This is a genomic window from Vibrio jasicida 090810c (assembly GCF_002887615.1).
GTDB classification, from domain to species: Bacteria; Pseudomonadota; Gammaproteobacteria; order Enterobacterales; family Vibrionaceae; genus Vibrio; species Vibrio jasicida.
This window is the reverse complement of sequence record NZ_CP025793.1, coordinates 774,038-787,596: the sequence shown is the minus strand read 5'-3', so window position 1 is coordinate 787,596 and position 13,559 is coordinate 774,038. Positions and strand designations below refer to the sequence as shown.

At 45.3% G+C, this 13,559-nt stretch carries 9 protein-coding genes; all 9 read right to left on the bottom strand.

Features of this window, described 5'->3' with window-relative positions; genetic code table 11:
* Positions 1-8: 8 nt before the first annotated feature.
* Positions 9-806, bottom strand: coding sequence for a hypothetical protein (locus C1S73_RS21175; protein WP_038865191.1), 798 nt, complete (start codon positions 804-806; stop codon positions 9-11).
* A gap of 162 nt (positions 807-968) precedes the next feature.
* A complete protein-coding gene (locus tag C1S73_RS21170; protein WP_038865189.1) occupies positions 969-2,090 on the bottom strand; it encodes an OmpP1/FadL family transporter in 1,122 nt (373 codons plus the stop codon).
* A gap of 106 nt (positions 2,091-2,196) precedes the next feature.
* The gene (locus C1S73_RS21165) at positions 2,197-5,337 is read right to left on the bottom strand and encodes an efflux RND transporter permease subunit (RefSeq protein WP_038865187.1); all 3,141 of its coding nucleotides are present in this window, start codon (positions 5,335-5,337) and stop codon (positions 2,197-2,199) included.
* 5 nt (positions 5,338-5,342) lie between these two features.
* Positions 5,343-6,476 (bottom strand): efflux RND transporter periplasmic adaptor subunit, encoded by a 1,134-nt coding sequence (locus tag C1S73_RS21160; RefSeq protein ID WP_081634736.1) that lies wholly within the window; start codon positions 6,474-6,476, stop codon positions 5,343-5,345.
* Positions 6,477-6,551: 75 nt separating this feature from the next.
* Positions 6,552-7,343 (bottom strand): hypothetical protein, encoded by a 792-nt coding sequence (locus C1S73_RS21155; RefSeq protein WP_020194731.1) that lies wholly within the window; start codon positions 7,341-7,343, stop codon positions 6,552-6,554.
* Positions 7,344-7,984: 641 nt separating this feature from the next.
* The gene (locus tag C1S73_RS21150) at positions 7,985-10,141 is read right to left on the bottom strand and encodes a prolyl oligopeptidase family serine peptidase (protein ID WP_038865182.1); all 2,157 of its coding nucleotides are present in this window, start codon (positions 10,139-10,141) and stop codon (positions 7,985-7,987) included.
* A gap of 175 nt (positions 10,142-10,316) precedes the next feature.
* Positions 10,317-11,888, bottom strand: a complete 1,572-nt coding sequence (locus tag C1S73_RS21145; RefSeq protein ID WP_038865180.1) for an ABC-F family ATP-binding cassette domain-containing protein — start codon at positions 11,886-11,888, stop codon at positions 10,317-10,319.
* 343 nt (positions 11,889-12,231) lie between these two features.
* Complete coding sequence (gene tsaA, locus C1S73_RS21140; RefSeq protein WP_038865179.1) at positions 12,232-12,627, bottom strand: tRNA (N6-threonylcarbamoyladenosine(37)-N6)-methyltransferase TrmO; 396 nt, start codon at positions 12,625-12,627, stop codon at positions 12,232-12,234.
* A gap of 8 nt (positions 12,628-12,635) precedes the next feature.
* Complete coding sequence (locus C1S73_RS21135) at positions 12,636-13,526, bottom strand: DMT family transporter (RefSeq protein WP_038865178.1); 891 nt, start codon at positions 13,524-13,526, stop codon at positions 12,636-12,638.
* Positions 13,527-13,559 lie beyond the last annotated feature (33 nt).

The window sequence follows — 13,559 nt, the reverse complement described above, 5'->3', positions numbered from 1 at the left end:
ATGCTCGATTATTCAAACTGATATTGGTATGAGAAGATGACACGCTTGTCAGGGTCATCGAGATAAGTGTTGTTGTCCATGGCAAACGTCATCACATTAAAGGAGTGACGTTTCTGCACCAGATAACTCATGCCTACTCCACCAAAAACGCCTTGGTAATTATCCCCTTCACTGTTTTCCGAACCGTAAGATCCACCAGCAAACCCCATCAAGGTCAATTGCTCTGTTAGGGGTTTCAATGTGAATGCTCCCAGATAACCGCTACTGCCTGAAGAGTTCATCATGTTGAACCCATTCTCGGGGCTAGGTGTGCCAGTAAAACCAGGGGCTGAACATGCACTGTCCACTGCGCCATCACAAACTGGCACATCGCCATCGTTATAAGTGTAGCCAGCCATAGGGAAGATCTGAAAGCCTGCTGGCTCGATGCCAAAATAGCTCAAAGGTACAAAGGTTCCAACGCTGTAGTTGGTTTGATCGGCACCGTTGGTGTATTCATTCTTACCAAAGTTGAAGTTCACGATACCCACCGGAAAGAGCCAAGAGCCGCCCACGCGCCACTCACTTGCATCATCATTGATGCGAACGTTAATTTTACGCGCTTCATCTAATGCCAGCGAGCCAGAAAATGAGATGTTCTGGTCATCAAAATCATAGTTGTTGGAATAAGATGCACCAAACTTAGTGATAACCTTAGTAGGGTCATCGGCTAATTTGTTTTTGTTCTCTTTGGGAACGCGTTCACTAGCCAGAGCCGACGAGCTTAAAACTAACGCTGCACATGCCAGCCAAAACGTGTTGTTCATTTTAAATTTCCTCGACGAATTCGCTATCGTCTTTTTACTTTGTGCTTTTTATTCAGTTGAATTGATGCGGTCCCGTTACAAACAAAAACGGCGGTAAGCCTAGGACGTGCTTACCGCTGCTTTTCGTCGTATCGCTAATCTAGTGATTGCGTTAACGCCGGATTATTGATTTTTCCAGCTGTAGCCGATGCTCAGGAAGTACAACGCTGGGTCATCAAAGCTTGCAATCGTGTTACCCGCTCGACCTTTCACTTCTGACGATTCAATCAAGGTCGCTTCAAAAGCAACTGACACCGTGCTTGCTTCATCAATCTTGTAATCAATGCCCGTACCTAGACGGTAAGCGTTGCCAGTTGGGATAGTCAGATCACCGTTGGATTGGTCTGTGTACATGCTTGAGTCAAATGCGAAACCTGCATTCCACATCACTTTGCTATTAACCTTGTACTGTGTACCCAAAGCAATCTGGTAGGTGTCTTGTGTTTCTACATCCATCAGTGTTTGGTAAGCACTCCAATCTTGCCAGTTCAAGTTACCCATCACCGCCAGTTTGTCGTTGAGCTCATGGTAAGCACTGAATACCAACTGCTGAGGCGCAACGGCACTGGTCGAGAAGTCTTTATCATCGAATTCGAACTCAGTTTCATTCGAGTAAGACAGACCTAAGCGAGTACCTGAATTCAACTCATACAGCACACCAACGCGGCCATTGACTTGAGTGTCTGTATCTTCAATGCCACCAGCGATTGCCGTACCATCAACTTTGACATCCATATCTAAAATGCCGTAATGGATGCCCAATGCAGCACCTACAGACCATTGATCGTTAATACGGTATGAAGCAGAAGGTTGAACCGTCACGGCCTGAGTAATTGCATTAGGAATATCAATACGGCTGAACAGCTTATCGTATTCCAGACCCAAGCCGTAGTTGCCGTACATACCAATACCAAGCGTCCACTTATCGTTCACTTGTTGGCTATAAAACGCAGAACCAAGTGGCACGTAACCAATGATGTTACCTGCGTCACCGCCACCAAATGTGTCCAGTGTTGTGTCGCCATACAAGCTGATCAAATGGCCCGAAAATGACTGACCCGCCACGTTAGACAGACCTGCGGGGTTCGCCGCCATGACCGAGGCATCCTGCGCTCTTGCCGCCATACCCGCAGACGCTAAACCAATATCTGTGGTGGAAGTCTCATACAAATATAGACCTCCTGCTTGCGCTGCTGCACACGAGATGAGGGACCCCACAGCAACGATTTTGGTAAGATTTTTCATACTAAAACCTATAAGTATATTTAAAAGAAAACCCATGCTGACAATTTGGTTTTATCTCAACAAAAACTCTTTTCATTGCAGCAACATGGGGAGGAGCAATTGGAATTTACGCGCTAGGTTCCTCCGTTTTAGTTGGAACATTACGCTTAAATCGTTCGCGCAATGACTGCATCATCACGAAGAAAACTGGAGTCAATAATGTGCCGACAAAGGTTGAAAGGATCATGCCGCCGAAGACAGCGAAACCTAATGAATGACGTGAAGCAGCGCCTGCACCAGACGCAATCACTAACGGGAAAACACCCCAAATGAATGCAAATGCCGTCATTTGAACCGCTCGGAAACGAATTCGAGCTGCTTCTTTTGCCGCATCAATAATCGATAGCCCTTTCTCTTCTCGAAGTACTTTGGCGAATTCCACAATGAGAATGGCAACTTTCGCCGACATCCCGATCAAGATAACAACGCCTATCTGTACATAGAGATCGAAAGACTGACCAACCATGACCAGCGTTCCCATTGCACCTAGAATGGCTACGGGTACTGCCATCATTACCGCAGCAGGAATCGTCCAACTTTCATATTGAGCAACAAGGAATAGGTAGGTAAATAAGAGGGATAGAGCAAAAGCAATAGGCGCAAGGTTGCCTGCCTTTTGCTCTTGATAAGTCATGCCTGACCATTCGTAAGAATAGCCGCTCGGCAAACTGGTTTGTGCTAGCTCCTCTATCGCGTTAACGACATCACCAGAACTGTAACCTGGAGCAGGAGCGCCATTCACTGTTGCCGAACCAAACATGTTGTAATTTGATAGAGTATCCGGGCCAAAGATCGGCTCTACTTTTACTAACGTTGCCAAAGACACCATCTTTCCAGAACTAGAGCGAACATATAGATGGCTAATGTCATCAACGTTGTCTCGGAACTGCTCCTCTGCTTGAACCTTTACTTGGTAAGAACGACCAAATAAATTGAAGTCCGAGATATACGCACCGCCTAACTCGGCTTGAAGCGTTGTAAATATCTCATTCAATGGCACTCCCATTGAGATTGCTTTATCACGATCAATGTTGATGTAACGCTGTGGGATGTTTGCGCGGAAAATGGAAAACGCTCGTGCAACCTGCGGCAGTTGGTTTATCTTTGCTACAAACTCTGCGGTAGTTCTTGCCAACTCCTTCGGAGACCGACCCAAGTTATCTTGCAAAACAAGATTGAAGCCATCGACCGCTCCCATCCCTTTAATTGCAGGAGTCGCAAATACAAACGAGGCTGCATCTGGCGTAGAATTCAGCAACTGATTCACTTTTGCCATCAGAGCACGTTGATGCAACACAGGATCTTGTCGCTCATCCCAATTATCCAGTTTAATAATTAACATGCCGGAGTTTGGGATAGCGGCCATATTGATGACGGAAAAGCCTGCCACCGAGACAACATTCTCCACGCCATCCATCTGTTTAAGCTCATCGACATATTTTTTCATTAAAGGGGCGGTGCGTTGCAACGCTGCAGCATCAGGTAACCTCATCTCAACCATAAACACACCTTTGTCTTCATTTGGAACAAACGACGACGGGACATTCATAAATCCATAGGCAAGCGCACCGATTAACGCTCCATAAACTCCAAGACTGAGAACAAGACGACGGCTCAAAAAGCCGACTAAGCCTTGATATCTGCGAGTGATGGCATCAAAACCGCGGTTGAAAGCACGTAAAGGTGCGATAGGCTGCTCATGTGTTGATTTGAGCATCAGCGCACATAATGCAGGTGTAAGTGATAACGCATTGACTGCTGAGATAAGAACCGAGACACAAATCGTCACCGCAAACTGATTAAACATGCGCCCTGAAATACCTGGCAGTAGTGCAACAGGTACAAATACAGCAAGTAAAATAAGTGTGGTTGCCAGTACAGGTCCCGTCACCTCTTTCATCGCTTGAATAGTGGCAGGCACAGGAGCAAGGTGCTCCTCATGCATTACACGCTCAACGTTTTCTACCACGATAATGGCATCATCGACGACGATACCAATTGCCAATATCAGTCCAAATAGGGATATCGTATTTATCGTCATCCCCATAAGAGCCATTACCGCAAAAGTAGCAATGATCGACACTGGAATTGCTAACGTGGGTATGACCGTTGCACGCCAATTTTGGAGAAACACATACACGACTAGCGTAACTAAAAGAACCGCAATAACGAGGGTCTCATACACTTCATCGATGGACGTTTCTACATATTCGGTAGAGTCGTAAGCAATATCGTAAACAAGATCATCAGGAAACGTCTTTTCGTACTCTTTCATTGCCTGCTTGACTTCTTCCATGACTGCCAACGCATTCGCTGTAGGCAATTGGTACAGCGCAAGTACTGCTGCAGGGGCGTTATTCATGCGACCATCAGCCTCATATCCTTGAGCGCCAACTTCCACACGAGCGACATCTTTAAGGCGAATTAAAGTCCCCTTTTCACTTGCTCGAATCACAATGTTTTCAAACTCAGCGGCAGTCGTCAGTCTACCTTTTGTCTGCAAAACATATTGATACTGCTGATCTCCCGGAGCAGGCATTCCGCCAACCTTACCTGCGGCAACTTGTATGTTTTGTGTTTTGATTGCTGTGATGACGTCACTGGCAGAAAGCTTCAAGGTCGCTAGCTTGTTAGGATCTAACCAAACTCGCATGGAGTAATCTTTTTTACCCAGTAAGGTAATATCACTCATACCTTCAATACGCTTCAAACGTTCAACTACGTTTAAATCTGCATAGTTGGAAAGGTAAATGCTATCGAATGATTGATTTGGTGAACGAAGAGTAATAACGCCAAGCATGTCCGACGACTTCTTTTTCACCGTTACACCGATTTGGTTTACTTCTTGAGGTAAAGAGGAGGTCGCTTGGGCAACTAAGTTGTTCACTCGAACCTGTGCCATATCACCGTCAGCACCTACCCGAAAGTAAACCTTCAGCGTGTATGAACCATCGTTACCTATGACGGATGACATATAAATCATGTCTTCAACACCATTGACTTTGGCTTCGATAGGTTGAGCTACCGTCTTTTTAACCACATCCGCATTTGCACCCGGATACATGGTTGTTATTGAAATTACTGTCGGTGATATTTGGGGATACTCAGAAATCGGCAACACATTTAAAGCGATCATCCCCATCAAGGTCATCGCCAATGAAATGACCAAAGCGAACTTTGGTCGGTGAATGAAAAATTTACTTAACATCGTGGCTAACCCTGTCGCTCAATATCATTCACAGTGCTGCCTGGACGCACTTTTTGTAGACCGTTCACAATGACTTTTTCATTTTCAGACAGGCCTGATAGAACAGCATGGTTCACACCATAAACTTGACCCAACTCGATATTGCGACGTGAGACAACATGATCATCTGCAACCACCATAACGTAGCTACCAGCTTGATCTTGTTGAATCGCTGATGACGGAACTAGCAACCCATCAATCGTTTTGTTACGGAGTTTGATCGTCAAATTTCCGTATTCACCCGGCATGAGTGAGTAAGTTGGATTGTCAAACTGAGCCTCAGCCTGAATTGAGCCTGTTTCTAAATCGATCTTATTCCCAAGTGCATAGATCTTTCCTTTGTGCGGATATGTTTTGCCGTCGGATAAAGATAGCGTTACATCAACATTAAGCTTTTCGTCGTGGCTTCGTGCAACATCAATTGCATTTCTTACACGTCGATAGAGTTTTTCATCCACATCAAAGCCAAAGCGAATCGGATCAATTTGAGTAATCGAAACGAGTGGAACAAGTTGTATTTTTGAGATGCGGTCGCCAACGCGAAAGTTACTGAATCCCACACGCCCAGAGAATGGAGCACGAACTGACGAGAATTCCAAATCAAGCTTAGCTGAAACCAGAGTCGCCTTTGCCTCTTCCACCTCTGCACTAGCCGTTGCTTTATCTGTAATCGCCTCATCAAACTGCTGCTCACTGATGCTCTTGTCTTTGATCAACTTTTGAGCTCGCTGTGCATTTCGGTTAGCTTGAAGCAAGTTAGCGCGCGCCTTTTCTAATGATGCTTCGGCATAGGAAAGTGCGGCTTCGTAGGGTCTCGAATCGATTTCAAATAGAAGCTGACCTTTTTCAACCATATCTCCATCTTTGAAATGAATCGCGGTCAGCTCTCCTCCCACTCTCGGCATAATATCAACATCGTTGACAGCTTCTGTTCTGCCGATAAAGGTATGGTAAGGGGTGATTGGTGTTTTAGTGAGAGTGAGCGTTTCGACTGATGGGACTGCCTTATCTAATGTTTTCGCCTCATCAGTATTACACCCAGAGAGTAAGGTAGTCGTAATAAGTAGAGAGAGTAATACTGCTTTATTTTGGACTTTCATAATAGACCTACTTAGGAAAAAGTGAGCTTATGAAAATACGCCCACTCGTTTATTCCTGAGATATAAATATAATTATTAGAATTGGTAGTTATATTCGATGCGGTGATCACCATCGCCAAAGTCGACTTGCTCATTCCAGTTAGCGAAGTAACGAATATTTGAGCGTGGTGTTATTTGGTAAGAAATCGCAAATTCATGCGTTAAGATATTATCCTCACCTGCATAATACGTGTCTTTATAATCACTTGAGCCCGACAAGGTGTGCATATACATCGGGTTGTAGTTGATCCAAATTTTGTCGGTAATATCGATTTTCGAATACATACCGACCACAGTAAACGTCCCCGGAATCTCGTAGCCGTTGTCTTCACCACTGAAATCGTTGGCGATCGTTACACCTGCACCTGCTAGTGGGTAAAGCTGGACGACACCAAGCTTAGGCAAGGCCTTGATGAAGCTGTACGATGCATCTAACTTGTCAGCATCCACGTCGTAGTTCACATCAAGCTGACGTCCCAATCCTTTCGCCACTTCAACTTGGAAATTACGCAGGCGGAAGGAATCAATACTGTCATCCACTTTGCTGTACAACGGATCATCTTCGTCTCGAATGCCAAACAGTTCGCCACCAATACCTTTGACTTCGATAACGTTCATTGCCATCGTGCCCGGTTGTGACGCTTTATAAGTTTGGCCTATTTTGATGTTTGCTCCTTTGTCCGTAATACCAAAACCTGCTTGGGTATAAACCGCAAGAGGATCCGACATATCTTGTAATTGTTCATCTGAATTTGTCTCAGCAAAAACGGGGGACGCAAACTGGATTACTGCTGCCATTACAACAACAGATGGTTTCACCAAATTCATAGGATTTTGTCCATTCTCATGATAATTAATTGTTTTGCGTCATCGAGTCATCACAAACAGCAAACGTTCAGAAGCAAGCTTTGGAGGATAATATTTCTAAATGCTATTCTAATGATGGCTAAAGGATTGACGCTGTGCGTAAATTAAGAGAAATGGTATAGAAAGTTCAATCACCTATGGTTATATGAGTTATAACCTAAACTTTGGTAAAAGAAGAAATAATAAGAAAACAATGGAACTAGAAATAAACAAGCATTGACAAAACAAATAACAAGTTGTTTTTAACATCACTTCTTCATGTGAAATCTTTCTTTGATTCTATAAGTTAACAAAAAAGAATCACTATTGATAATAGCTAGTAAATACGTGAGGTACAGAAGTTTTTTATATCTATGTAAATTTCCTATTTCATATTTATATTTATATTTATATTTTACAGTTGTGGAGCATTTTATATTAAAATAATGTTATTCTCCCTTTTGTAAAAGTACCGCTTAATACCCTACAGATAAATAATGAGGAATGTGAGAACTGTCACTCTTACTTTACCCCTTGTATTCACATAAAAAACGCAGCCCGAAGACTGCGTTTTAATTCCAATGTGAATGAGCTTAAGTTCTTCGGTTAATCCGCCCTCTCGCTTACAACTTTTCAACGCCCATATTGAACAAAGTAAAGCTGTAAACATCGGCGGTTTTCTCAATAACCTTGCTGGTCGGTGTACCTGCACCGTGACCTGCGTTGGTTTCGATTCGAATCAAAGTTGGGTTTGTACCCGCTTGTTTCGACTGTAGTTCAGCAGCAAATTTGTAAGAGTGCGCTGGCACCACGCGGTCATCATGATCACCGGTTGTGACCATAGTTGCTGGATACTTAACGCCGGCTTTGACGTTGTGTACTGGCGAGTAATCTTTGAGGTAATTGAACATCTCTTTACTTTGTTCTGCTGTGCCGTAGTCATAAGCCCAGCCCGCCCCTGCCGTGAAGGTGTGGTAGCGAAGCATATCCAATACACCCACTGCTGGCAGTGCCACTTTGAACAGCTCTGGGCGCTGCGTCATCACTGCACCAACAAGCAAGCCGCCGTTCGAGCCACCGTTAATCGCGAGCTTGTCTGACGAGGTGTAGTCTTTATCGATAAGGAACTCAGCTCCGGCAATAAAGTCATCAAACGAGTTTTGCTTCTCTAACTTGGTGCCGGCATTGTGCCACTCTTTGCCGTACTCACCACCGCCACGAATGTTCGCGACAGCGTAGATACCACCCATTTCCAACCATGCTGCTCGGCTTGGGCTGAAGTAAGGCGTTAGGCTGATATTGAAACCACCATAACCATACATGATCGTTGGCGCTGTGCCGTCCATCGGCGTGCCTTTTTTGTAGGTGATGATCATTGGAATCTTGGTACCGTCTTTCGATTTGTAGAACACCTGACGAGATTCAAATTGTTCTGGATCGAATGGTGCGTTCGATTTGTGGTAAACCTCGCTGTCACCGTCTTTGATCTCTAGGCGATAGGTCGTGCTTGGCGTCTTGTAGTTGGTGAAAGAGTAGTAGACTTCAGCATCTTCTTTCTTACCCCAAAAGCCGTAAGCACTGCCGATGTCTGGTAGCTTGATTTCACGAATGAACTTACCGTCCATGTCGTATTGTTTGACCATCGAAAGGGCATCAACAATGTAGCTGGCAAACAGGTAACCACCCGCAGTTGATGGGCTAAGCACATTTTCAGTTTCAGGAATTAAATCTTTCCAATTCTTCGGCTCAGGATTGCTCGCATCTACCGTCACCACTCGTTTGTTTGGAGCATCTAAGTTAGTGACCAAATACAGCTTGGTGTCTTTGCTATCAATCACCCACGTATCAGAATTGGTGTCATCCAAAATGGTTTGCAGCGGACTGTCTGGCTTGGTCAAATCTTTGAAGAAGAGCTTATTGCCAGACGTTGAAGTGCTTGCTGAGATAAATAGGTAACGTTGGTCGTCCGAAGTGTAACCACGAACGTATCGGTGCTTCTCTTCCTCTGTACCGCCGAAGATAAGCTTGTCCTCACTCTGCTTAGTGCCTAGCTCGTGATAGTAAAGCTTGTGTTGGTCGGTTTTTGCCGAAAGCTCGCTGCCTTCTGGCTTGTCGTAACTTGAGTAGTAGAAACCTTTGTTCCCCAGCCAGTTTACGCCGCTGAACTTAATATCCACTAACGTCTCACCGACAGGCTTTTTGGTTTCAGCATCAAGCACAATCACTTTGCGCCAGTCGCTACCGCCTTCTGAAATGCTGTAAGCGACTAAAGAACCATCTTTGGTGAAGCTCACATTCGCCAACGAGGTCGTGCCATCTTCGCTAAAGGTATTTGGGTCGAGGAAGACTTCAGGCTTGCCACCGTCAAGTTGGCGGTAAAGCACATCTTGGTTTTGCAAACCGTCGTTCTTGTAAAAATAGGTGTATTCACCTTCTTTGAATGGACGCCCTAACTTTTCGTAATCCATCAACTGAGTTAAGCGTTCTTCAATCTGGTGACGATAAGGAATTTGCGCCAAGTAATCGAACGTGACTTGGTTCTGCGCTTTCACCCAATCTGCCGTTTCTTTACTGCGGTCGTCTTCTAACCAGCGGTATGGGTCACTGACTTTGGTGCCAAAATACTCATCCACCACATCGACTTTCTTTGTCGTTGGGTACTTCACCGCCATTTTGTGTACGTGTTCAACCAATTCCTTTGTTGAGTCTTCGGCATAAGCTCTCGGCAATATGCCCGTCATCGCAAACGCAGTCACCAGTGCTAAGGTTTTCTTTTTCATAGACTTCCTTTTCTGTTTTTGTTTTGTGTAATGCATCAAGCATCTTACCCATATCGAAGTATGGATTCTAATGGCTTTGAGAAAATTGCTTAGTAAAGGTTTAAGGTCACCAAAGCCAAACTAGCTGCTTAGCTTCGGTGATTCCCCTCAATCTGGAGTTATAGACAAGAGCTTGTTAACTCAGTTCAATGTTTCGAGACACACCCGACTCCGCGGAAAAATCTTGGTCGTGACTGATAAGAATAAAGCCACCTCGATACGCGCTTAGTGCCTGAGCAAGCATGATTTTCGAATCCAAGTCGAGGTGATTATCTGGCTCATCCAAGAGCAACAAAGGCTGCGTTGGTTGATGACTGACAATCAGCATAGCGAGCTTCATTTTCTCGCCGCCACTCAATACGCTGCCCAAACGAAACACACTGTCTCGGCGAAAGCCAATGCCTGCGAGTAATGTTCTGGCATCGATCTCTTTCATCCCCTCACAATGTTGCATTAGGTTTTGCAACATGGAGAGTTCAGGCTCTATCGCACCAAAGTGTTGGTCGAGATAATAAAGTGGCGTATTGATTTGTAGCTCACCACTTTGCAATGAGAACTCACCCAAGAGTGTTTTCAGTAAAGTCGATTTACCGCATCCGTTTTTGCCCAACAAATGCAATTTATCATCCGCATGAACTTGCGCAGTGATGGGTTGAGCCGAACCAAATGGCAACACACCTTCTAAAAGCGACAAGACTTTTCGTGAGCGACTTTGACTGTCTGCCAAATACAGTTTTTGCCCTTTGATTTGCTCTTTGCGCATTCGCAAGCTTTGCTCTTTCTCTTGCAGATGTGCTTGGCGAAGTTGCTCGTTTTTATTACGACTGGCGGCTCGGGCTGTGGCTTTGTCTTTCATACCATCCAATAAGATCTTCGGCTGGCTGCCATCCTTTCTTAGCTTGTTACCTTGAGCCGCTCTTTGTTCTGCTTTCTCTCGATTGCGCTGAGCTTGCTCTTCCAATTGCTTTTTTTGTTTATCGACAGCAGCTAACTGCCGTTCCACCGCTTGTAGTTCGGTGCGCTTTTGCTCGGCATACACGTCGTAATTACCGCCAAACACTTGTAAGCCTAAACCGGATAGCTCCCAGATTTCCTCCATCTCGCGCAACAATTCTCGGTCGTGACTTATAAGCAGACTCGCTCCTGAGAAATTGCGCATCGAATGAATCAACCACTGCTTGGCATGTGTATCAAGATGGTTCGACGGTTCATCAAGGATCAGTAATTCCACTTCGCTTTCGAACAATTGCCACAGTTGCAAACGCGCTAACTGCCCGCCACTCAATTGCGAACAAGGAAAGTCTAGCTGTGGCGGCAAACCCATGGTTTCTAACTGCTTAGCAAGTTGGATGGGCAAATCCCATTGTTCACCTACCACCTCAAACAGATATTCCGAGCAATCGCCCATCTCGATCTGTTTGAGCGCGCTTAACACGTTGTCCTTTGCTAAAAACTGGGCAATCGACAGCTCTCCCCCCAACAAGTGAGATGGTTGCTGGCGATACACCGCAAAGGACCTTGGTAAGGTTACTGTACCGCTAGTTGAGGTTTGCTCACCGCTGAGTATCGATGCAAACACCGATTTTCCGACACCGTTACGTCCGACTAACCCAACACGGCGTTTGGTCATTGAACATGAGATTTGCTGAAAAAGCGTTTCGCCGTTACCAAATTGATGACTGATATTGTAAGCCTGTAAGACTGGCATAATTTGCCTCCTGTATAACAGGGACAACAGCCGTAGCTTGAGATAAATCTAGAGATGAGATCGATGCAAATACACGCGCCCATAGAAGCGCTTCAAACAGAAAAATGGTAACTGCAAAGAAATATCGGAAAGTGAGCTACGCCTACTAACCCTGTAAATCCAAAAAAATAAAATGAGAGTTGGATGACAGGTTTAGTTGTTCATGTTGGCGTAATCTCCTAGAGAAGTGATGAGCAAAGTCTAAAGGTTTTGTTGTATAAAAAGCAAGCGACTTCTGTCACAAGCCGCTTTCAGACCGAGAGCTCGTTTGGGTGCCCTAGCTTACAAGGGCACAAACCTAGGACTATGCTTCAAAGTAAATTGCAGGTTTGATATCAACCAAAGGCGTGCCATCTAAGCAGTCCAACCCACGCACTTTAATTACTCCCTCGTCGATAGACTCAATCGGTATTACCGCCGCGCCAATAGGGTTTGGTCTGTGCGGAGAACGTAACGCAAATGTGCCCTTCTTCCCTTGCAGCATTTCAGGTTGGCGGTTCGCATCAGCAAGCCAATACAGAACCAGTATTTTCTGCCCGACTTCAAGCCCTACGAGCCCTTGGTAATACCGAGATTTAAGTTGAATTTCACACACAGGTCCATCTTGTGGCTGAATGTTATTTGGGCACTGAGAAACATCAGTATATGGCGTGCGAATTTGCCCAATAAACTCAAGTTGTGGGGTTTGAATTGTGTTCATATCAACCTCTATTTTTGTTCTGACTTCATCGCTGAAAAAGCGTAAATGGAAATGGTGACCAAGATGATTGAGCCACCAAGAATGCTTGCCATGGCAGGGGTTTCATCAAAGAAGAGTAATGCCCAAAGTGGTGCTAGCACGGTTTCAATCATCAGAATCATGCCAACTTCAGGTGCCGTGATGTAACGAGTCGCAACTTGTGAAAGCACACGCCCAAACGGCGCAGTAAATAGCCCCATCAAGCCCATAATCAGCCAAGTATTCGCGCTGTAAGTTGAAGGCGTTGCCCAAAACAGCATTGCCATCGCTAAGAACAGCCCACCAAAACCAACGCTTGCCATGCGGCTTACGTGCTGATGCTTACGCAGCTGTACCTGATTGAGCGACAAACACACCACGGCAAACACTGCTAAACCATCGCCAATCCAGTTACCCGATTTAAAAGAGCCGGATACCACAATCGCAATACCCACCATCACAGCAACAATCGCAATCCACGTCGAGCGCTGGGTCACTTCACCCAAAAACCACCAGCTAAACAATGCAGCCAAAGCTGGTGCTGCACTTAGAATCACAAAGGTATTCGCAACCGTGGTGAGCTTAATGCTCATCACCAAACCAGCAGCACTGCCGAGCATCAATAAGCCAGACAACAATACATGCCAGCCGCTCTCTTTCACCGCTCGAACCAGACCGCGCTCATCGCGAAGTTGGATAAATATTGGCATCGAAATCGCGGTAAACAAGCCAAATAGAAATGCGGTATCCACACCACTCACGCCCGAGAAGCGAATAAAAATTGGGTCTAGGCTCATCAGCAGTGCACCAACCAAGGTGATCATCACCCCGGCAAAGCGTGCGCCTTTGGCGTTTAGGTTATTCATAAATGCCGTCGTCATCGTCTCTCTCCTCACAAAATAAATCATACTCGC

What these genes read in the sequence shown, in the direction of transcription:
- C1S73_RS21165 (WP_038865187.1), bottom strand. Translation starts at nt 5,337, where the DNA reads ATGTTAAGTAAATTTTTCATTCACCGACCAAAGTTCGCTTTGGTCATT.
- C1S73_RS21155 (WP_020194731.1), bottom strand. Translation starts at nt 7,343, where the DNA reads ATGAATTTGGTGAAACCATCTGTTGTTGTAATGGCAGCAGTAATCCAG.
- C1S73_RS21145 (WP_038865180.1), bottom strand. Translation starts at nt 11,888, where the DNA reads ATGCCAGTCTTACAGGCTTACAATATCAGTCATCAATTTGGTAACGGC.
- C1S73_RS21170 (WP_038865189.1), bottom strand. Translation starts at nt 2,090, where the DNA reads ATGAAAAATCTTACCAAAATCGTTGCTGTGGGGTCCCTCATCTCGTGT.
- C1S73_RS21135 (WP_038865178.1), bottom strand. Translation starts at nt 13,526, where the DNA reads ATGACGACGGCATTTATGAATAACCTAAACGCCAAAGGCGCACGCTTT.
- C1S73_RS21175 (WP_038865191.1), bottom strand. Translation starts at nt 806, where the DNA reads ATGAACAACACGTTTTGGCTGGCATGTGCAGCGTTAGTTTTAAGCTCG.
- C1S73_RS21150 (WP_038865182.1), bottom strand. Translation starts at nt 10,141, where the DNA reads ATGAAAAAGAAAACCTTAGCACTGGTGACTGCGTTTGCGATGACGGGC.
- C1S73_RS21160 (WP_081634736.1), bottom strand. Translation starts at nt 6,476, where the DNA reads ATGAAAGTCCAAAATAAAGCAGTATTACTCTCTCTACTTATTACGACT.
- tsaA (WP_038865179.1), bottom strand. Translation starts at nt 12,627, where the DNA reads ATGAACACAATTCAAACCCCACAACTTGAGTTTATTGGGCAAATTCGC.